Annotated in this window: 16 protein-coding genes and 1 pseudogene; 14 read left to right on the forward strand and 3 right to left on the reverse strand. The window is 51.6% G+C overall.

Annotated elements, in window-relative coordinates:
- Nucleotides 1–15: 15 nt before the first annotated feature.
- The gene (locus AB1483_12440) at nt 16–1,935 is read right to left on the reverse strand and encodes a hypothetical protein (protein ID MEW6413259.1); all 1,920 of its coding nucleotides are present in this window, start codon (nt 1,933–1,935) and stop codon (nt 16–18) included.
- Nucleotides 1,936–1,993: 58 nt separating this feature from the next.
- Entirely contained in the window at nt 1,994–3,367 is a 1,374-nt protein-coding gene (locus AB1483_12445; GenBank protein ID MEW6413260.1) for a GspE/PulE family protein, read from the reverse strand.
- 125 nt (nt 3,368–3,492) lie between these two features.
- Here AB1483_12445 and AB1483_12450 point away from each other — a divergent pair, with 125 nt between their 5' ends.
- The 3 genes and pseudogenes from AB1483_12450 (at nt 3,493) to AB1483_12460 (ending at nt 6,371) form a co-directional block, all read left to right on the forward strand.
- On the forward strand, nt 3,493–4,689 hold the full coding sequence (locus AB1483_12450; GenBank protein ID MEW6413261.1) for a type II secretion system F family protein: 1,197 nt from the start codon (nt 3,493–3,495) through the stop codon (nt 4,687–4,689).
- Between the two features lie 269 nt (nt 4,690–4,958).
- A pseudogene (locus tag AB1483_12455) lies at nt 4,959–5,084 on the forward strand (integrase).
- A gap of 297 nt (nt 5,085–5,381) precedes the next feature.
- The gene (locus tag AB1483_12460; GenBank protein ID MEW6413262.1) at nt 5,382–6,371 is read left to right on the forward strand and encodes a hypothetical protein; all 990 of its coding nucleotides are present in this window, start codon (nt 5,382–5,384) and stop codon (nt 6,369–6,371) included.
- A 509-nt stretch (nt 6,372–6,880) separates the two neighbouring features.
- On the opposite strand, the gene AB1483_12465 is transcribed toward AB1483_12460, so the two are convergent.
- Complete coding sequence (locus AB1483_12465; protein MEW6413263.1) at nt 6,881–7,207, reverse strand: hypothetical protein; 327 nt, start codon at nt 7,205–7,207, stop codon at nt 6,881–6,883.
- Between the two features lie 396 nt (nt 7,208–7,603).
- Between AB1483_12465 and AB1483_12470 the strand changes: the two genes are divergently transcribed.
- The 11 genes from AB1483_12470 to AB1483_12520 all read left to right on the forward strand — a co-directional run bounded on the left by AB1483_12470 (nt 7,604) and on the right by AB1483_12520 (nt 20,053).
- Nucleotides 7,604–8,008 (forward strand): DUF4332 domain-containing protein, encoded by a 405-nt coding sequence (locus AB1483_12470; GenBank protein MEW6413264.1) that lies wholly within the window; start codon nt 7,604–7,606, stop codon nt 8,006–8,008.
- 88 nt (nt 8,009–8,096) lie between these two features.
- A complete protein-coding gene (locus tag AB1483_12475) occupies nt 8,097–8,471 on the forward strand; it encodes a DUF2780 domain-containing protein (protein MEW6413265.1) in 375 nt (124 codons plus the stop codon).
- Between the two features lie 218 nt (nt 8,472–8,689).
- Nucleotides 8,690–9,835: a hypothetical protein gene (locus tag AB1483_12480; GenBank protein MEW6413266.1), complete on the forward strand. Its 1,146-nt coding sequence runs from the start codon at nt 8,690–8,692 to the stop codon at nt 9,833–9,835.
- A gap of 114 nt (nt 9,836–9,949) precedes the next feature.
- Complete coding sequence (locus tag AB1483_12485; protein ID MEW6413267.1) at nt 9,950–11,137, forward strand: diaminopropionate ammonia-lyase; 1,188 nt, start codon at nt 9,950–9,952, stop codon at nt 11,135–11,137.
- 200 nt (nt 11,138–11,337) lie between these two features.
- Entirely contained in the window at nt 11,338–11,907 is a 570-nt protein-coding gene (locus AB1483_12490; protein ID MEW6413268.1) for a sigma-70 family RNA polymerase sigma factor, read from the forward strand.
- A gap of 26 nt (nt 11,908–11,933) precedes the next feature.
- Entirely contained in the window at nt 11,934–12,848 is a 915-nt protein-coding gene (locus tag AB1483_12495; protein MEW6413269.1) for a DUF4097 family beta strand repeat-containing protein, read from the forward strand.
- Between the two features lie 42 nt (nt 12,849–12,890).
- The gene (locus AB1483_12500) at nt 12,891–14,126 is read left to right on the forward strand and encodes a polymer-forming cytoskeletal protein (protein MEW6413270.1); all 1,236 of its coding nucleotides are present in this window, start codon (nt 12,891–12,893) and stop codon (nt 14,124–14,126) included.
- A gap of 69 nt (nt 14,127–14,195) precedes the next feature.
- Nucleotides 14,196–15,053, forward strand: coding sequence for a LiaF domain-containing protein (locus AB1483_12505; protein MEW6413271.1), 858 nt, complete (start codon nt 14,196–14,198; stop codon nt 15,051–15,053).
- A gap of 176 nt (nt 15,054–15,229) precedes the next feature.
- Entirely contained in the window at nt 15,230–16,603 is a 1,374-nt protein-coding gene (locus tag AB1483_12510; protein MEW6413272.1) for a trypsin-like peptidase domain-containing protein, read from the forward strand.
- Nucleotides 16,593–18,050 carry a PDZ domain-containing protein gene (locus tag AB1483_12515; protein MEW6413273.1) on the forward strand — a complete coding sequence of 486 codons (1,458 nt, stop codon included), beginning with the start codon at nt 16,593–16,595 and terminating at the stop codon, nt 18,048–18,050. Before AB1483_12510 ends, AB1483_12515 begins: the two co-directional genes overlap by 11 nt.
- Nucleotides 18,051–18,343: 293 nt before the next feature.
- The gene (locus AB1483_12520) at nt 18,344–20,053 is read left to right on the forward strand and encodes a protein kinase (protein ID MEW6413274.1); all 1,710 of its coding nucleotides are present in this window, start codon (nt 18,344–18,346) and stop codon (nt 20,051–20,053) included.
- Nucleotides 20,054–20,068: the final 15 nt, after the last annotated feature.

Below are 20,068 nucleotides of genomic sequence, written 5' to 3' on the forward strand. Positions count from 1 at the left end.
ACAAAGATAACATACTTACTTTCTCGGTACGAGACTGTCTATATTCACCGAACCTTCCGAGCCATAGTAAATGTGGGGCGTGATATAGATCATGAGTTCCGACTTGGTGTCAGTGGTCGTGCGGTTCTGGAAGAGTCGTCCGATCAGGGGTAGCGAGCCGAGTATCGGGAATTTGTCTATTGTCTTGCTTTTTGTGTTTTGGACCAGCCCGCCAAGGACGATGGTCTCGCCATCCTTGAGCCGGACCGTAGAATTGAGCACACGTCTGTTAATTGTCGGTGGTATGTCGGGGTCGAAGCTTTCTGCCGGAGTGTTGAATTCCGGTTTCACTTCTACGATCAACTCGCGGTTGCCGTTAACGAACGGAACGACTTCCAGACTCATGTCAGCCTCGATCACCTCGAATCTCTGTGAAGTCTGGGTGTAAGGGTTTGTCTGGCTGGTCGGGTATGAGGTCTCGCTGGTCAAAAGGTAGTATTGTGACGTACCAATTTTAATGGACGCTGGATGCCCGTTGAGAGCGGCGATTTTCGGGTGTGATTGTACATTGGCCGTTCCCTTCTGTTGCATCATCCGGAGCCTGATAAAGAAGTCCGTATCCAGTGTGCCCAAATTTGATACTCCCAGATGGCTTTCCAGCGAGCGCAGGCCCTTGTTCAAATTTTCTCCGATATCACTTACATCGATTTCAGGATAATAAACTTGACCCGGTAGACCGGAATCGCCGCCGAAATTGTTGGCGGTTATCCTGAATTCTGCCCTATCGGTAGTCGTGTAGTCAACAACGAGTACTTCAAAGAGCACCTGCGCCATGGGAACATCGATCTCGCTGATGAATGATTCGAGTTTAGCGATGGATGTTCTTGGTCCCGTGAGGACGAGGCCGTTGTGCTCCTTGACGGACTTGATCGTGAGCTGCTTGGAGAATGACACCGGTATGACTGATTCTACGGTTGCGGCAATCAGGTGGTTGAGTTTAACCAGTTTTGTGTCGTAGAGATCTTCCGAAGTCCTCGCGCCGATGAAGTAGATGCCGCTCGACTCCTTGAAGGTGTATTGAGAATTCAGAAGAAGAAATGTAAGGGCCTCGTCTATGGTCTTGTCCCGGAAGCTGGCTCTAATGTCACCTTCAAGTTTTGTCTGGATAAAGATACTGATTCCGCATTCTCCTGCCAACAGCGAAATAACGTCAGAAAGCGATTGGTTAGCGACCTCCAGGCTGACCAGTCCATCCTGGCACTTTACGCTGAGGTTCCTCGCGATTGCCGCTCCGTGAGGTGCCCCTTCGCCCTGGCCGACATAAGCAACATCGTCGACCACTCGGTAAACGAAGTTGTTAGTCGAGAAGATGACTCTCAGGGCCTTTTCCAGTTCAAGATCGGTCAGCTTACCACTAATGAAGCCGCGAGTGTTGCCTTCGATAACGATATTCTTTCCGGTCAAATCAACAAGGTCGCTTACGAAACGGTTAAGATCGACCCCCTTGACGTTTAGAGACAGCAGCCCGTTTTCATAGCCTATATTGAGCGGCGTTTCCTCAGGCGGCGGTGGTATGGGCTTGTAGACTTTAATGATCTCTCCCGTTTTCTCCCACGCCAGATCGTATTGTCTGATTATAAATTGCAGAGCATCGTTGAGGGTTACGTTATCGAGTCTGAGGTTAATCAGTCCGGTGACTGACGAGTCAATGTATATCGATAGGTTATATGCTCTCGATAGCGCCGTGATGGCGTCGGTCAGGGAGACGCTCGAGAACTCAAGATGCGGTATGACCACGACAGTGTCAACAATGGTTGGTTCCGGAACAGTGGCGGTACTGGTCGAGTCAATTGAATCAACGACTGCCTCCGGCGGCGATTGATTTTGAGGTAATGATGGTAGAAATTGCGCGGAGTCATTAACATTATTTTGGGCGAGAACGCGTGTGCTAATCATCAGAAAGCACAAGATTATTAGATACTTCAGACACCTATTCACTAAAGCCACCGTTATCTTAAATGTTTATTTCTCTTAGTACTTCCGCTGGAGTGGTGACTCCGGCGTTTATAATATTCTGTGCGACATGCTGCATTGTTTCGAATCCATTGTCCACTGCCACGCGGAGAGTCTGCATTTCCGACAAGCCAGATGTAATGGCGTTCTTGACTGGTTCATCTATGTGGAGTACCTCGTAGATAGCCGTTCTCCCCCTGAAGCCTGTGTTGTTACAGTATTGACAACCCTTACCTCTTTTTACGTCCTTGCCGAGGACTATATTCAGTTTCCTGGCGGCGGCGGTATTGGATTCGTCGAGGCCACTCTCAGAACATCGGGGGCAATTCTGCCGAACAAGCCGCTGCGCGACTATTGTCCTTATGGTACTGGCGAGCAGTGTCCTTTCTCCACCCATGTCGACAAGCCGGCCGAGAGTCGCTATGGCGCTGTTGGTATGGATAGTGGAGAGCACCAGGTGACCGGTAAGTGATGCGCGTATGGCTATATCAAGAGTCTCCCGGTCTCGAATTTCACCCACCATCAGGATGTCGGGGTCCTGCCTCAACAGCGCTCTGAGCATGCTTGAAAAAGTCAGATTAATCTCTGGTTTGATCTGAGTTTGATTGATCCCTTCCAGATTGTACTCAATGGGATCTTCGACGGTCGAGATATTGACATCCGGCGATTTTAAGTGTGTGATGGCGGCATACAGCGTTGTTGTCTTGCCGGAGCCGGTTGGTCCTGTAACCAGAATGATTCCGTTCGGGGACTGAATGCCGTTTTTGAAAATCGTCAATTGTAAGTCCGAAAAACCGAGTGATTCAAGACTTAATTTGAGAGATTTCTTGTCCAGTATTCGAAGTACCGTCTTCTCTCCGAAATCGGTTGGGATAATCGACACGCGTATGTCTATCACCCTGTTGTCGTAAGGAAATCTGATACGTCCATCCTGGGGACGGCGTTTTTCCGCTATGTCCAAACCGGCCATAATCTTTATTCTCGAAACCGTCTCGGCTACTTCTTCCCGTACAATTGTCTGTTTGTTAACGAGTAGGCCGTCGACCCTGGCTCGACAAGTCATATACCGCTCTTGAGGTTCAAAGTGGATATCCGATGCTCTTTCGGCGATGCACTCGTTGAGGATATTGTTGATTCGTTCGACGACTTTGTTGTTGTTGGGGCCGGCTTTCAAGGCAGATTCTCGTTCATATCCAGAGTCCTCGTCTCTAACGTCCGACTTGAACTGTTGGAGAATCGCAGTTTGGAGCTGCTCTGCGGACAGCCTTTCAATCGCAGGTTGGTCAGTTAGTCTGCGGCAGACATAGTCCAGCACAGACAAATCGGTTTCGCTGGAGATTAGGACTTTGATGCCATCGGCGGTACGTTGGGGCAAGATGGTGAATCTTTCGCAAAACTTCTGCTCGAATATACTTTCAGGTAGGTTTGTCATTAGATATGGTTTACAAGGTGGTCCTCCTTGGTTATATTATACAAAAATCACCGCAAAAGTAAAGCCTTATGCCAACATATCGTTATATCGGTCGGCTCATAGATGGCACGGAAGCCACCGGACAGGTCAGAGCCGGTAACGAGGTCGAACTTGAGTCGAAGCTGGTGAACAAGGGGATTTCGCTGGATAGCTACCGCTCGGTGCACAGCCGCTGGGCAATGCTCCGCGTGAAGTTTTTGCGCCGAGGCGAAATCACGAAAATTACGCGACAAATAAGCGTTTTGCTCAAAAGCGAAATATCGATTCTTGAAACGCTGGAGCTTGTGAGAGAGCAGATAGCGGACCGCATTCTCGTTGAGATATTTGACAGCGTACGGAAGCAGGTTGAGGCCGGGAGGTCGGTTGCTGCGTCTCTATCTGAATATCCGACTATTTTTGACCGGTTATATGTATCGATGGTGGATGCTGGGGAACTATCTGGTGAATTGGATACAGCTTTTGACCGGGTGGCTTCGTACCGAGAGAGTTGGGACAACACGACCAGGAAGATTAAGTCGGCAATAGCTTATCCACTTCTTGTTATTCTGGTGGCATTTCTGGTGGTCATGGCTCTGGTCTTGTATATAGTGCCGGTGTTTTCGTCGATGTATGAGAATTTTGGCGCCGACCTCCCCAAGCTGACTCAACGTGTCGTGGGTTTCAGCACAATGTTCAGGTCAACCATCTACTACTGGGTTGCGGTTGCGGTCGTTTTGCTGGCGGGTTTGGGGTATCTCAGTACGGTCGACAGGGCTAAGTTCTTTTTTCACAGGGTCTTGGTCAGATTGCCTCTGATACGGAACTTGACGATCAAGATGATTTCTGCTCGCTTTTGTCGCACCATGGGGTCTTTACTCGTATCGGGTGTCGATATAGTGCGTGCCCTCCAGATTTCATCAAAGACGACAGGAAACTTGTATGTCGATTCGCTCCTTCGTGGAGCTGAACTAGACCTGTTACACGGGGTGTCATTCACAGACGCTGTTTCATCGACATCGATTTTTCCAAGAGCCATGCTTCGCTTATCCGCTTCCGGTGAAAAGACCGGCCGGCTCGGAGAAATGTTGGGTCGAGCTGCCGACTACTACGAGAAGGAGACCGAAACGGAGATCAATACACTGACAACTCTTATAGAACCGTTCATCATCCTAATTCTCGGAGTTTTCATCGCATTCATTTTGGTCGCTATGTATCTCCCTCTATTTGAGCTTGTAGGGACGATCTGAGCGGGGGGCGATGGTAGCTGTGGAAGTGAACAAGCTTCCAAATCTAAACCGCTGAGAGTTTGCGATCCCCCCAAAGTTGGACTCTATTGCGAGGTGAAGTCCTTTTCCTCGGAAAATCGCTCCGACCTATGCCTGTTAAGACTATGCCGCTGTTCGAAAATAGTCCACGATGGCCCGCTTTAATGGTATATTCCGAGCACATCCTTTACAGTTCATTCCGGGCAGATGGTTTACACATTGGCATATATTTACCTTGAAGGAGGTATTGTATGCCATGGAAGGAGACCAGCGTAATGGACGAACGGATGAAATTCATAGGCCGGTTATTGTCGGGCGAGAAGATGGCCCCATTGTGCCGTGAGTTTGGGATATCCAGGGTTACCGGCCATAAGATCCGGAAGAGCCCCCTTGAAAATAAAACGTGTTGCCCGTTAAAGAGTTAACTCAACGTTCAAATTCCCGCCGTAACAGAGCCCTTTCAAACACCCTCAGAAACATAGAAAAATTTTCCAAATAGGACAAAAAAGTCTTGTTATTTAGTGAAAACGTATTATTATATGTCGCACGCAGGATAATTAAAGTAAGAACATTTAGACATGGGGCAAAAAGGGGTTAAGGGACTGTGTCAGCGCAAGACTTACCTTCATTTTTTTACTACTTACCTTTAAACCTCACACCTTGGAGGCGTTTCTGTGTTAAACAATTGCATCCGTGTGTCGATCACTCTGCTGGCAGTTGCGTTGCTGGCAGGATGCTCGGAGGGACCAACTAACAGCAGCGTCAGTGAAACCGCTGACCTCACGAATTCCACACCACTGTCTTCGGCGGCACCAAGTGCTTACGTTAACTGCCTGTCCTACCCTGTAGTCTTTGCTGAGGGGCATGGATTGACAGGCGAAGATGTCGCTCACTTCACCGGCCTTCGTGGCACCGCCGGCGTCGAATCCTTCATCGAGCCTTATGATTATATCGATGGAGTGCCGGTTTACCAGAATCCGTCCGTGAACGAGTGGCAGGCCGAGTTTGCCGATGGTACCACCCTGGGCATGGTCGGTTGCGAGATCGACTGGGCCGACAATATGACCCGCCAGACCTGGAAAGATAAGTCCAAAGTCCGCGTCGAAGTCGTGCTGTTTGCCGAATTGACCAACCCTCTCACCGGCTACAACATGTTCTCCCTCGGCGGAGAGAAACTCGAAGAGGTCTTTGTAACCGATGCAGCCACCTACGAAGGCTACTCGGCTACCGTGTATTCCAACGTCGCCAGACTGAAAATCGAGAAGCTCGATGCTCAGGGCGGCAACCCGACTCTGGTTGTCTACGACAGCCCTTGCTACGATGCTTATTTTGTCGACGGTCCGACCGATGCCTATTCGGCCGAAGTCAACATGGGCGGCAAGTGCATCTATGGCTTCAACTGGGATGTCAGAGAGGTAGAAGCTACGGTCAAGACCGGCTGGTATCGCTTGACGTTCAGCCTGGATGATCAGGCCACTTATACCGATTATGATGGCGTTGCGCACACCTATGCGCGTAACACCCAGATGACGAGCATCAATCCGCTCGATCTGTTTGGCGCCAATGACCCCGAAGTTGTACTCTATCAGCCCGAACTGAACGCTGAAGGTACCGCTTCGGTACTCGAAATCTACATAGCTCCGGGGAGCGGTGGCAAGAAATAGCGACTGCTTCCTACGACGCAGTGGGGCTGTACCCTCACCGGCCCCACTGTGCTCGCTTTATCCCCAACCACAAGAAATTACATAAATTCAAATAGAAGCCGCTTGCCGCCTGTAAGCCCCGGAAAGCAGGGTCGAAGGGGTCTCCGCGCGCGTCGGGATGCGCCATTTGTTGCGGAAGTAGCTGATTTGATTCGCCGCGTTATCAGATATCACCTGTAGATAGCATGAAGGATGGAGGCAGCTTGACTCCAGTAGCAAAGCGATCCCCCTCTACCGGAAGCGCCTCCACCCATGCGTTCCCTCCCTTTTTTGTTTCCCCTCCTAAAGCGATTGAGTCGTTGGCACAAGATAGCATTCACCACTGTCAGGTGATGTCAGTGGAAATCAAAGAAAGTAATGAAGAATTCTGAAAAGTTGGACCGACGCCGCCAAAGCGTCAGCCGTTATGAAATGCCGATTGGCATATGAGGAAAAACAGCATCAAGTATGCTGTCGGGTGACTATCCCGTTCAACTGTCGGAAGCGGTTCGCTGCTGCTCAGCGGTGATCTGCTGCACCTGGACTTCGTGCCTTCCGCCGGCATCGTAAATCACCACTTTATCCACCTTCTTGTCCATCGGAACTGTGACATGGTGGGTAAAAGGTGTGATTTTGTTCAACACCGTGCTGTTCGAGGCCTGGTGCATAAACGAGAAGTGGGGTGGGAGAATAGTAACTCCGACTCGCTCAAATGAGACTTCGTAGCCCGTCTGGTGGTGAACACCGTTGGCATAGATTATTAGAGACCCGGCAATCTGCTGCGCGTGGTAAGTAGCCCGGCACATCTCTTTAATCATGATATATCCCTCGGCTTCGGGCTTAAGATAGCCCTATCGGTTAGCGTGTTGCATGCCTTTCGTCATATCTGCCGGCGGCCGAGACGGGTTCGAGACAAGCCCGTTAAAAATCCGCCCGACAACCAGTAGACGTCGATAGCTGAAAAACCGTTGTCACGTATTTAATTTGATAAGGAGCAATTTTCTTACAACGAACCGTCGCGCCGATTAGATTCGTGACGGTCACTTAAGTTTATGTCAGCAAAGCCTTTAAGTCGGCGGAATCGCGCGTCAATGATTTTGAGAATAACAACGTATTTATTTCACGCTTTTGTGCCAAGACAGTTCGCTGATGCCGGGCAGTTCAGTGGCACAAATTACGGGCTTGTTCAAAGGAAAACTCAAAGGAGATTTGTCATGCCAAGCCTTGCCAGGATCGAGGGTATTGGAGTGACCAATGCCGAGAAGCTCAAGAAGACGGGGATCACCACGACTCAGGCCCTGCTCGAGCGGGGCGCTACTCCGAGAGGCAGGCAGGAAATCGCTCACCTGACAGGAATCGACGAGAAGACCATTCTGAGGTGGGTTAACCTCTCAGACCTCTTTCGAATAAGGGGGATCGGACAAGAATATTCCGATTTGCTGGAGGAGGCCGGGGTTGATACTGTGCCGGAGATAGCACAGCGCAACCCTCAGAGTCTGCACGAAATTCTCACAAGGGTTAACGACGAAAAGCATCTCGTCAGGCAGATGCCGTCACAGGCGACTGTGGCGACATGGATTGAAAGCGCCCAGAACCTTCCAAGAGTCATAAGGCACTGAGAATGCGTCATCATTGCGCTGATGCACGGGTCAAATACGCCGAGCAGGCGCGATTCGTAACACAAGGATGTAACAAAAGGAGGCTTCAATGGACCTTGTAAACCAACTGGTGGAAACACTGGGAATCACTGAGGAGCAGGCGAGGGGCGGAACCGGGCTGATCATGAGGGTGGCCAAACAAAGATTGAATCATGGTGATTTCAATCAGGTCGCCAACACCATCCCCGGCCTGAACAATATGATAAAAATAGCACCTGAAATCACGGGCACCGAAAAAGCACTTCGTACCGCCACTTCCACTACCGGTACGGCGGCTAACCTTATTACCGAGATCGGAAATGGGTTTACCGAACTTGGAATGGACACCGGAATGGTAACGAAATTCGTTCCGGTCGTTCTGACTTATGTCCAGTCCACCGGTGGCAACACCACCAGGAGCATTCTCGAGAAGGTGCTCAAGTAGCTGAACGGCAATGGGGATTGGGGTGGCAGTCACTTTCGATATGACGGGGCGGGTTGAACCCCGCCCCACCCGTCCATTCGGCAAGGCATCTCGGTTTGAACGGCAGGTGGAGCGACTAACCATTGACAATTTTCGGTTTTTTGTTATTTTAAATAGATATCAAAAGTTACTGCCCGAGAAGTAATTACTGCTAAGTTGAGCTTGAAAGGAATGGGGGTATGTCCTCAAAATACTGGTATCTGTGCCTGACCGGACTTCTGGTTATCGCGGTCATCTGCGGCTGTTCCGGTAATGAGGAAAACCCGATCATCATCATAGATGAGGACACCGAAGGTGTGATTGGCCCGGAGGGCGGCACAATTCAGCTTGCCGGATTGGTTTCGCTGACAATACCTCCCGAAGCCCTTTCCGATACTATCCGATTCACCATCACCCCCTGCGCGTCACCGCCCTTGATAGCCGATGACATTCTCTTTGTTTCGACTTGCTACTCAATTGAACCATCAGGGACTATCTTCAACTCACCAGCCGTGTTGACCATGTCTTACGGTGACTCCTATTTCGCTGGCGACATTGAAGAGGATTCGGTCAGGCTTTTCACCCACGACGGAACTTCATGGTCAATCCTGCCGACATCCATAAGCACCACTTATAATCAAGTGGCGGCGGCAATTACTCACCTGTCGGATTTCGTGGTCGCCGCGGACACCAGTACATTCGAGCCGCCACCGGCTGAAGGTGTTTTTGCCGAAATACTGCTCGGACGGTCAATATATCTCGAAGAGGGGGAAATCGAGCCGGAGCGAAATGATGTTATCATGGCCAGGTTCGACAGCGCCTACGCCCCTGACAGCCCAATAATTCCGCTTCGAGCGGATTCCGTATTATGCGGGGAATATTGCCTGAGCTGGAACGAGGCGGGGTATTACGCCTACGGAAGTCCGGGAGACATGGATTTCCTCGAGTTGGGAGAAAAGTATCCTCTTCTGGTTTTCGGCAGTGAAAGCGTGCCGGCGCTGAGTGACTCAATAGCGTTTCCGATGAAAGAACAGTACGTGATCGATCCGACCAACGAAGATACGGTGTCCATCGATGGCTTCGAAATTTCCTGGACAAATCCCGGCAGCGGGTATGTTCGGCTGGTGATTGTCGGTGGCGAATCCGACTCACTGGTGATTGTGGAGGGTATCAACAACAACGGCAATTATACTTTTTCTGCCGAGGAACTCTCCGGGCTCAACCCGGGAGATTACGAGCTGGTTTTGATACGCGAAAACACGAAGATGATCGCGGCCGAGGGTTATGATCCGCGGAGTGAGATTGTCGCGCGGATAACCAATGTCACCATGCTCCATATCGAGTAATCGAAACTGCCAACCCGATTATCCGAACCCCGCCGATGCGGGTTTTTTTTGCGAGTCGGACGCGAACCCCGAAAAAGAGTTTGAGATTCACCGGCCGTTGAGTTAGAATTCAGTATGTGCCGCTCCATCATAAACCCCCTGAAAACTCCGGCTCCTTTCTGGACTCAACCTGAATACTCAGCGTTTGAAAATGATGATATAGAAGCGTTTCACCGTTCCATTAGCGGATACGAGCCGACCCCGCTGGTATCGCTTTCGTCGCTGGCGCGACACCTCGGAGTCCGGCGGTTGCTTGTCAAAGACGAATCACGGCGCTTCGAGTTGAAGGCATTCAAAGCGATGGGAGCGTCGTATGCGATTTACCGCTACATCAAACAGGTGTGGGAAAAACAATTCGGCGTTCAGTTCGAACTGACCAATCTATGTAAGCCCGATCTTCTCGAGCCGCTGCACCTGATGCCGTTCTGCACGGCAACAGATGGAAACCATGGACGAGCAGTGGCCTGGTTCGCCCGGCTGCTGGGACAGAAAGCATATATCTATGTTCCCGCCGGAACGGTCAGGGCAAGGATGGACAATATCCGCAATGAGGGTGCCGTCGTGGTAGAGGTCGATGGTGACTATGATGCTGCTGTGGAACGGGTGGCCGAAGATGCCGAGCGCAACGGCTGGACAATCATATCGGATACCTCATATCCCGGATATACTCTTATTCCCGCTTTTATAATGGCCGGGTACACGACCATGTTTCGGGAGATAGACAACCAGCTTTCGGATTTGAGAGTCGATCCCCCGACACACATCATCATTCAGTCCGGAGTAGGCAGCTTCGCCGCTGCCGCGGCATGGTATTATCACCGTTACCATTCGGAAAAACCACCTGCTTTGATTTCAGTCGAGCCGACCGAAGCGGACTGCCTTTTGGAGTCGGTTTGCAGTGGCGATGTTACCTCCAGCAAGGGAAGCCAACAGACGATCATGGCCGGCCTGAATTGCGCGACGCCGTCTCTGATAGCCTGGCCCCTGATTCGCGACAGGTTCAGCCTGTTTATTTCCATTCCCGATAATTATGCCAAACGGGCGATGCGGAGTTTTTTCTATCCCGATAACGAGGATCCTCGGATAATCTCCGGTGAATCGGGTGCGGCGGGGCTTGCCGGTCTGATAGCCCTTCAAAGCTCTCAGCCGCTGGCTCAAGCGAAAAGGGCCGTAGACCTCGGCCCGAATTCCACAGTTCTACTGTTTAATACCGAAGGGGATACGGACCCGGAACATTTCCGGGAAGTCACTTCGAAAAGCTGATTCGCCGGTTGTGACCTTGGAATCCTCGGTTATGAAACACCGCATATCCGGGCGGTGCGGGGTAGAGGCTGAAATTCAAGCTCTCCCTGGCGGTTTTTGTTGTCTGTTTTGTTGTTGTTGATGTTGGTTCGGTTTCTTATTATATACGGTCCAACTGAAACCGGTAGAATGGATTATCGTAGTAATATTAGAAAAGGACAGTGTTGCTGGACAACGAGGCACAAATTATAGCAGAGGCTCTGAAGGGAAGTCAGAAAGCTTACGAGAGCCTAACGGACCGACATCGGCAGGCCATATTCCACATAATCCTGAAGATAGTCGGCAACAGCGATACGGCTCATGACCTTGTTCAGGAGACGTTTATGAAGGCCTTTTCGTCACTGGCCAGCTACCGGTCGGAATACAGGTTTTCCACCTGGCTATACAAAATCGCCGCCAACTGTTCTATTGACTACCTGCGCAAAAAGCGGATCAATGCGTTGTCGCTCGATCAGGAGATTGAGACCAAAGATGGTACGGTGGGAATCGAGGTCCCCGATTATTCATTCAACCCCGAGCGGGAACTCGAGCGCAAACAGCAGCGATTCAGCATCGAAGAGGCCATAGACTCGCTTCCCGACAAGTACCGTGAGGTCATTGTATATCGCCACAAGGACGATAAATCATACGAAGAAATAGCCGATTTACTCAATATACCGGTGGGCACGGTTAAGGCCCGTATTTTCCGGGCCCGTGAACTGCTGAAAAAACGTCTGAAATCGGTCATGTAACTTTCGACCAGCGGGGAATTTTGTCTATGTCCGACACAAAACCCGGAATTTTTCTGTTTGCCATCATGACTCTCTTGATAGCAGCGTCGGCCGTGGCCGACGAATATACTTTTGACTACCAAAAGATTCTGGATATTACCGCGCCGGCTGAAGTGAGCCTCTATGTCGTTAAGGGCAATGTAACCGTCAAGGGCGGCGATCAGAATAAAGTCGTGATCGAGGCCATTAAAACAATCGCGGGTTCCAGCAGGGAAGAGGCGGAGGAAGTGGCCGGCCATGTGGAGATCAAGGTCAGACAGGAAGGTTCCGCGATTAACGTCGAAACCAACTATCTCAAGATGGTCAATCGAAGCGGTTCTTTTTGGAGTAAGATCTTCGGAGCCGGTGGTTCGGATTCCTATGGTTCGGTGGATTTCACGATTACCGTGCCGACGCGCACCTCGGTGTCGATCATGTGCCTTGATGGTCAGGTTAATTTGTCTTCGCTGGAGGGACAAATTCTGGTGGAGAACCGCTCCGGTTCGAGCCGCGGCGAATATCTTTTCGGCCCGGTGACGCTGATTCAAGAAACAGGCGATATCGAACTCAACTGGGTTGAGGGCGATATAAAGATAAAGTCGACATCCAGCATGATATCGATTATCCAGGTTAGGGGCGCCATTGACCTGACGACATCGGCAGGCAAGGTCAACATTCAGACGGAGCTCGACAGCCCCAACGATTTCTATGTCGAGACAACCAGCGGCTCAATCGTGTTCTCGGTGCCGACGTCGTCTTCGGGAATGCTGGATATCGCGACCGAGTCCGGCGAGATCAGAACCGAGGTTCCGATAACGGTAAAATCGGTTTCGCGCAAACGACTGGTTGGAGAATTCGGCTCGGGTGGCCCGACAGTGTCGCTGTCGTCGGTTACCGGCGATGTCGACGTAGTGTTATATTAGTTTTATCGCCTGAAACTGTTTACATGGGATGTAAGCGTGGGCATGGTAGAATTGCTCAAAAAATATCTTATCCTTTCCGCCGCCTTTCTGGTCTGTCTGGCAGGCGATATCGCGGCCCAAGATGAGCCGGCATATGGCGATTATGCTCCGGCCGATACCGTTTTCGAAAAAATCAGTCTTGGTACCGATGGTGTCACCGCGCTTGACACCGCGGGACGATTCTGGTACTACGATTTCACATTCGAGACATTCATCGTCGGCGACCCGGACGAGGGACCGATTGAGGACGGGGGATATGAAAAACCCGGATTCGGCGTGGATATTCCCCCCGTCGAAGAGCGATGCACTGAAGAACGTGTCATTAAGCCTTTCGTTAAATCAGCCCTTATCGGATTAGATGAGTACGTCGATGGCGACATTGTCGCCTATGGCCGCGTTACGATCAAAGGTTGGGTGAAGGGTAATGTCAGGTCAATTGACAAGCGGGTGCTGGTCACCGAAACCGGCCGCGTGGATGGCGATATCCAGGCTCCCGAGATTGTGGTCAAGGAAGGCGGCATTGTTCTGGGCGAGCAGATTATGAGCGAAACGCCCCTGCAGGGACTCGAAGGCATTATCGACAGGTATTCATATGATGGCATGATCGTTGTCCTGAGCTTTACCGCTGTATTTCTGTTCTTCGGATTTCTGGTGACCACCCTGATGCCGAAACAGATGCAGAACTTCAACGAGTGTTTGATTCGCGACAAAATCAAATGTTACCTGCTGGGATTCTTTTTCGTGCTCATGATGCCGGTCATCATCCTGTTAATGGCGCTCACAATTGTGGCTGCTGTGCTCATACCGCTTCTCCCGCTTGTTTATTTTTTCGCCATCGTACTGGGCGTGATATCCTTCGGTAACTTCATCGGCGGGCTGATCACTATCCGCTTCCTCCAAAGCCGGCGCAGTCTTTTGCTTCAGTCATCGCTCGGTATCGTGGCGCTCATGCTGTTGTGGTTAGTCACGGCGATTCTTCTTGGATCCAGTCAGCCGGTATCGGAAGGTTTCGGAATATTCCTGCTGGTTGTTTCCATATGCGTCAGCTCCTATCCTCTGTTTACCGGGGTGGGAGCCGCGGTTTTGACCCGGTTCGGTTTCAAACAATACGTCAGCTGGAAACTGCAAAAGCAGAGAACTCCCGGCGGGCCCGCTCCAACACCGGCGCCGCCGCCGATCCCCAAAGCACCGCCGGAACCGTCACCCAGATCGTTCCCAAATGACTCCGATGAAACTTAATCACGGGTCTCTCGTAACTTAAACTAAGAGACAGTACACAAACTTTAGCATTCACGAGCGGAGTGGGTTATGAAAACTTCAAGGTATCTGATATTGGCGTTGGTCCTGTTGCTGGCGCTGGGTAGCGCGACGACATTCGCCAGAACGGACAACGAAACCAAAACAATCCAGGTAGACAAGGCCGATCAGATTTCTATCAACTGCGAACTGGGCGCGGGTGAATTCACTATTCGTCCGAAGGACATGAAAGAAGCGGCCATTGTGGATATTACCTACGATTCGCGCTATGTCGACTATGTCGTCGATTACAGCGAAAAAGGCGGACGGGGCTTCCTCGATATGGAAAGCGACCATCGCCGCAGCAGCCACGTCGACACCGAAGACAATATCTGGGATATAACGCTTTCGACGAAATATCCGCTTTTACTCGAGATGGATTTCGGCGCCTGCGACGCCGACTTCGATCTCGGCGGTTTGCCGATAAGAGAACTTGCTATCGATATCGGCGCGGCTTCCGGGACGATCGACTTCTCGTCTCCCAATCCGGAGAGACTCAATGAGATCGATATCGACGCCGGCGCTACTTCGCTCGAGCTTCGTAATTTTGGCAACGCCAACTTTGAGTACCTGAATTTCGAAGGCGGAGTGGGCTCGTTCGAACTCGACCTGCGCGGCCAGTACAAAGGTGAGTCGACCGTCAGCGTTGAAGTCGGCCTTGGCTCGGTGGAAATAGTCATGCCCGAGGGGGTAGCGTTTCGAATCGAGACCGATGGCGATCATTTCCTGTCCTCTATCGATTTCCACAACTCGCGATCGAACGAAGTCGATGATAATGTATACGAATCCGATGATTTCGAGGACGCCGACACGAGGATAATTCTGGAACTGTCGGCGGGGCTCGGGTCAATCGACGTTTACTGGAAATAGATTTCTCTGATGGCCCGCGCTGCTGTCGCGCGGACCCGTCTCTTTCGAGTTAAAACGCTTGCCGGTGATTAGGACCTGTACTTATAATCATCGGTAAGCGTTTTTTTATTTACTTTTGAACCAATGACCGGTATTACTGTTTAAGATTTGCAAAAGCATAATTGACAGGAGCTTAGATGCTGAAAAAAGCTGTTTTATTTCTATTGTTGGTCTCTACTTCAACCCTCGCAGGACCTTTGGAGAGCGTCCAGGACAGAATATTCTTCGCAAAAGACAAAGTCATGCCTGCCCTGGTACATATTCAACCGGTAATCAAAAACTATAACACCGGAGAATTGGAAAAACAGGCGGTCATAGGTTCGGGAGTGATATTCCACCCGGATGGTTATGTTGTCACCAACTATCACGTCGCCGGTAAATCCGAACGCATCCTGTGCACCCTCTCCGACAGAGAAATTGTTCCGGCCGAGTTTATCGGCGGCGACCCGTTGACCGATATCGCCGTCATCAAACTCAATCTCGAGAAGTACCACGGCACCATAAACGTAGCCGAATTCGGCGACTCGGACTCTATCAGTGTCGGCCAGTATGTCATGGCGATGGGGTCGCCATTGTCGCTTTCACGATCCGTATCGGTCGGCGTTATCTCGACCAAGGATCGCTATTTCAGCGCCGATGTTCGTCTGCCCACCGGCGAACGCACCGGTCAGTACAACCTGTGGATTCAAACCGATGCCGCTATCAACCCCGGCAACTCGGGCGGACCGCTGGTCGACTTGAACGGTAAAGTCATCGGCATCAACTCGCGCGCCACCATGTTTGCCAACAACATCGGCTTCGCCATCCCGATCAATATCGTCAAGAGCGTAACCAACGATATTCTTTCCAAGGGCCGGGTGGTGCGAAGCTGGATCGGGCTGCATTGCCAGGCGCTGCAGGAGCTTGAAGACTATTTCGGCACCAATCGCAATGTCGGTGTTCTGGTTTCATCGATCGATCCCGGCTCTCCCGCGGAAAAAAGCTTCTTGAAAGCCGGCGATGTTATACTCCAGGTCGATAGCCAGGCGGTTTCGGCGCGTTTTGTCGAGGAACTCCCCGCCTTTTACAGCCTTATCGCTCAAAGAGAGCCCGGGACCGAAATCACCCTGAAGGTTCTCCGCGATGAACAGGAGTATAGTTTCAAGGTGACCACCAAACAACTCGGCGATCTTCAGGGCGAGGATTTCGAGTGCCCCGGATGGGGATTCACGGTCAAAGCCATCACCAAACAGATGCAGATCGATAACCAGCTCGATGACACTCTCGGCGTGATGGTTACCGGCGTCAAAACGGTCAGTACTGCCGATGAAGCCGGCTTGCGAAGAGGCGATGTCATCGAAAAAGTCGACAAGAACGAAATCAGCAACCTTGCCGATTTCATCAGCATATATAACGATCTAACCAATCTCCAGGTCGACAAAGTCCTCCTGACGGTAAAACGGGGAGGCGCGACCAGATTCGTGCTCATCAAGGTTGATTACAAAAGCGGAGTGCTCGGCAATGAACAATAGCGTTGAAAAGATCAAAAAGACCGGTTTCACATGGCTGCTGCTGGCGCCGGCCCTGCTTATACTGACAGCGGCCCGCCCGGCGATAGCACAGAATTTCGATTTCGAAAAACTCGGCAAAGCCGTCGAAAGCTACACCGTGTTTATCGACATAAAATTCGAGATGTCGTTCGGCATCCACACCAACGAACAGGAAGACCGCTACCTGGGGACGATAGTCTCCGAGGATGGTCTGGTGATGTTCGATGGTTCGGCCCTTGCCAGCGACAACGCCTTCGCCTCCTTCACCGGCTTCTCGGTCAAAACCACCCCGACCAATATCAAGGTGACCACCTGGGGCGGCCAGACGTACGATGCCGAGTATGTTGGTGTCGATCGCTTTACCCGAATTGGTTTTCTCAGAATTACCAACGCCGGCGATAAAAAATTCGTGCCTGTCAAATTCAACAACCCGGGTTCCTTCGCGGTGGGCAACTGGCTCGCCCTGTACATGCTCCTGCCGGAGTTCGTCGATCCTCCGGTAGCCGCCGATGTCGGCATGATCTCGGCGGTGGTCCAGTCGCCGGAGTATTTTCCGCTGACAGTCGGGTTCAACGTGATGCAGATTACGTCGGTGCTGTTCAACGAGTCGCTTCAGCCGGTAGGCGTTCTGGGGTTGCTCGATGACCCGGCGGGCGCGAGTATGGATCCAAGCGGGATGCTTGAATCTTTCGACCAGTTCGGAATGCCGCTTCTGGGAGTTGTTACCGCCGACCGGGTAACCAGGCTGATTGCCGATCCGCCCCAGAAAGGCAGAATCGACCGCGGCTGGCTCGGTATCACGCTTCAGGCCCTCACCACCGATATGGCCAACTTCTGGGGGCTCGATACCCCCGGCGGCATCATCGTTAACGATATCGTCAAAAACTCCCCCGCCGCCGAAGCGGGCCTGCAAGTGGGGGATGTTATCTATGCTGTCAACGGTCAGCCGGTCGAGGTTGACAAGGAAGAGGAAGTGCCCGTTTTCCAGCGCTTTATCGCCGAGCTTGGCCCCGATGCCGCCGTTGAGTTCTCCATCATCAGGCTTGCGGAAAATCAGGTCGATTCGCTTACCCTTCTGGCCAAACTTCAGAGCGCGCCTATGGGGGCGTCCGATGCTCCCGAGTATGAGAACAAAGCCCTGGAGTTCACCGCGCGCGACCTCGTTTTCGGCGATTATTTGTTCTACAACCTCGACTCCGATACTTTTAAAGGGGTGGTGGTCTCGGAGCTGAAACAGGGCGGACTCGCCGATCTGGAAGGTCTGTCGGTTGGCGACATAATCCAGCGGCTCGGCAGCGCGGTCGTGACCAACGTTGACGAACTGAAGGCCGCCATGGAAGAGATTGAGAAGGCCAGACCATCGGAAGTCATATTTTTCGTCTGGCGCGATAACAAGACCTTGTTTGTCAATATCAAAACCGACTGGTAGCCATATCGCCCGTCGCGTTTTCCAACAATACGACTTTCTGCTACGGCCGGTCGCTGCAAAGCTGCCGGCCGTTGTGCTAACCACCACTTCCTGCAGCGGTGTCCGGGTTCGCTGGACCTGGATGGCGGGATTACCTGGGCGGTACATTGTAAAGGTCTTTCAATGACTTAAGTTACAGGTCATTATGGTCCGCGGCCCAAAAAAGCTCTGCCGGCGATGTAAAAAAAACGGCCATGGAGCCGATTATATAAAAGATAGCCGGACATTCGGTTATACCTGCTTTGTTGAATAAAATGACTGAAATGGCACCGACAGCTCAGGCAAAAAGGTCCGTCAAGATTGGCGACTATATCCTCACCGGTAAAATCGGACAGGGTGGCGTCGCCGAAATCTACCGGGCTCGCCAGGAATCTCTTGATCGCGACGTCGCTATCAAAATCCTGTCGTCAAAAATGCTCAGCGATCAGGATATTGTCAGACGTTTCGAGAGAGAGTCCCTTGTCATTGCACGCCTCAATCACCCCAACATCGTCCACGTGATAGACCGCGGCAAAGCCGGGGGAAGGTATTACTTCGTGATGGAGTATGTCGACGGCACCTCGCTTCGCGAAATTATCGACACCCCGCGCATCCCGATTGTCACGAAATTGGAAATGATAGTCCAGGTGTGCAAGGCTCTCGACTATGCCCACAAAAACGGCATCATCCATCGCGATATAAAACCGACCAACATCCTCATCGACCGTCAGGGCAATGCCATGGTCACGGATTTCGGGATCGCCCAGATGATCACCGCGACCGACAGTGAGGTGACGGCCTCGGATATTATCATGGGCACGCTTTCGTACATGTCGCCCGAACAAAAGGTCAGCTCCACCAATGTCGATCAGACTACCGACATCTATGCTGTCGGAGTCATGTTATATGAGATACTCGTGGGCAAAAAGCCCCTGGGACATTTCAAGCTGCCGTCCGAGCTGAATTCGAACATCAAGAAAGAATTCGACGAAATAGTGGAGAAATGCCTGGCGCAGGAACCGAAAGACCGCTTCCAGCACGCGGTCGAATTGAAAGACGCCATCCTCAACGCGATGAATCATGAGGATACTTCTTCGAAAACCGATGAATTCTCCATGACGGGAGCGGATTCGTTTTTGGGCAAGTGCCGCTACCTTGATACCATCAAAGAGACCCGGTATGGCAGCACCATCCTCGTGGAGAACCGCGTCAATAAGAACCTCTATGTAATTAAAAAGCACAGCACGGGCGAAGCGGGGCGCAAGGAAGCCAAGATACTCAGAACTCTCAAGCATGAGAATATTGTCAATATCTACGGTTCCGGCGGCGACAACAAGGAGACCGTGATTATCACCGAATACGCGCAGGGTGGTTCGCTGGCCGACAGGATGGTCCGTCGCTACGACTGGGTGAAGGCGTTCGAAATCGTTTGCGCGGTGGCCGCCGGTCTTGATCATGCCCACCGCAATAATATCGTCCACGGCAACCTGCGTCCGTCGAATATCCTCTTTGACGCCAGCGAGGTTGTCAAGATTACCGATTTCGGCCTTCCCGCTCATTATGATAACCCGCGCAAGAAAAACTGGTACAACCCGCCCGAGCGCAAGAAATCCCGCCAGGGTGATATATACAGCCTCGGCGTCATAGCGCATCAACTCGTTACGGGACGCAACCCCGGCTATGATACGGGAGGACATCTGGTTCTCAACGATGTCAAGCTGGAACTGCCCGACGCGGTGATGGAGATGCTGGATAAGTTTCTGGCGATACGCGTCACCCGACGGTACAAAAGCTGCGAAGAGTTTCTCGCCGAGTGGGATGAATTCGACCAGGGAAGAAAATCCAGGGAAAAACGGCCGGTGTTTGCCGATGAGGTCATGCCTGAGCGGCAGAAAAAGTTCTCGCCGTGGCTGTGGGTCTCTATAGCCGCCGGAACGTTAGTGGGATTATTCGCTGCCCTGTACTTCGGCGGGGTCTTCAATTAGCCAATAATATCCGGC

Source organism: Candidatus Zixiibacteriota bacterium, assembly GCA_040756055.1.
Taxonomy (GTDB): Bacteria; Zixibacteria; MSB-5A5; order GN15; family FEB-12.

Excerpts from the sequence above, each read along its gene's own strand:
- AB1483_12440 (MEW6413259.1), bottom strand. The coding sequence starts at position 1,935 with ATGATTAGCACACGCGTTCTCGCCCAAAATAATGTTAATGACTCCGCG.
- AB1483_12450 (MEW6413261.1), top strand. The coding sequence starts at position 3,493 with ATGCCAACATATCGTTATATCGGTCGGCTCATAGATGGCACGGAAGCC.
- AB1483_12465 (MEW6413263.1), bottom strand. The coding sequence starts at position 7,207 with ATGATTAAAGAGATGTGCCGGGCTACTTACCACGCGCAGCAGATTGCC.
- AB1483_12470 (MEW6413264.1), top strand. The coding sequence starts at position 7,604 with ATGCCAAGCCTTGCCAGGATCGAGGGTATTGGAGTGACCAATGCCGAG.
- AB1483_12475 (MEW6413265.1), top strand. The coding sequence starts at position 8,097 with ATGGACCTTGTAAACCAACTGGTGGAAACACTGGGAATCACTGAGGAG.
- AB1483_12480 (MEW6413266.1), top strand. The coding sequence starts at position 8,690 with ATGTCCTCAAAATACTGGTATCTGTGCCTGACCGGACTTCTGGTTATC.
- AB1483_12485 (MEW6413267.1), top strand. The coding sequence starts at position 9,950 with ATGTGCCGCTCCATCATAAACCCCCTGAAAACTCCGGCTCCTTTCTGG.
- AB1483_12495 (MEW6413269.1), top strand. The coding sequence starts at position 11,934 with ATGTCCGACACAAAACCCGGAATTTTTCTGTTTGCCATCATGACTCTC.
- AB1483_12500 (MEW6413270.1), top strand. The coding sequence starts at position 12,891 with ATGGTAGAATTGCTCAAAAAATATCTTATCCTTTCCGCCGCCTTTCTG.
- AB1483_12505 (MEW6413271.1), top strand. The coding sequence starts at position 14,196 with ATGAAAACTTCAAGGTATCTGATATTGGCGTTGGTCCTGTTGCTGGCG.
- AB1483_12510 (MEW6413272.1), top strand. The coding sequence starts at position 15,230 with ATGCTGAAAAAAGCTGTTTTATTTCTATTGTTGGTCTCTACTTCAACC.
- AB1483_12515 (MEW6413273.1), top strand. The coding sequence starts at position 16,593 with ATGAACAATAGCGTTGAAAAGATCAAAAAGACCGGTTTCACATGGCTG.
- AB1483_12520 (MEW6413274.1), top strand. The coding sequence starts at position 18,344 with ATGACTGAAATGGCACCGACAGCTCAGGCAAAAAGGTCCGTCAAGATT.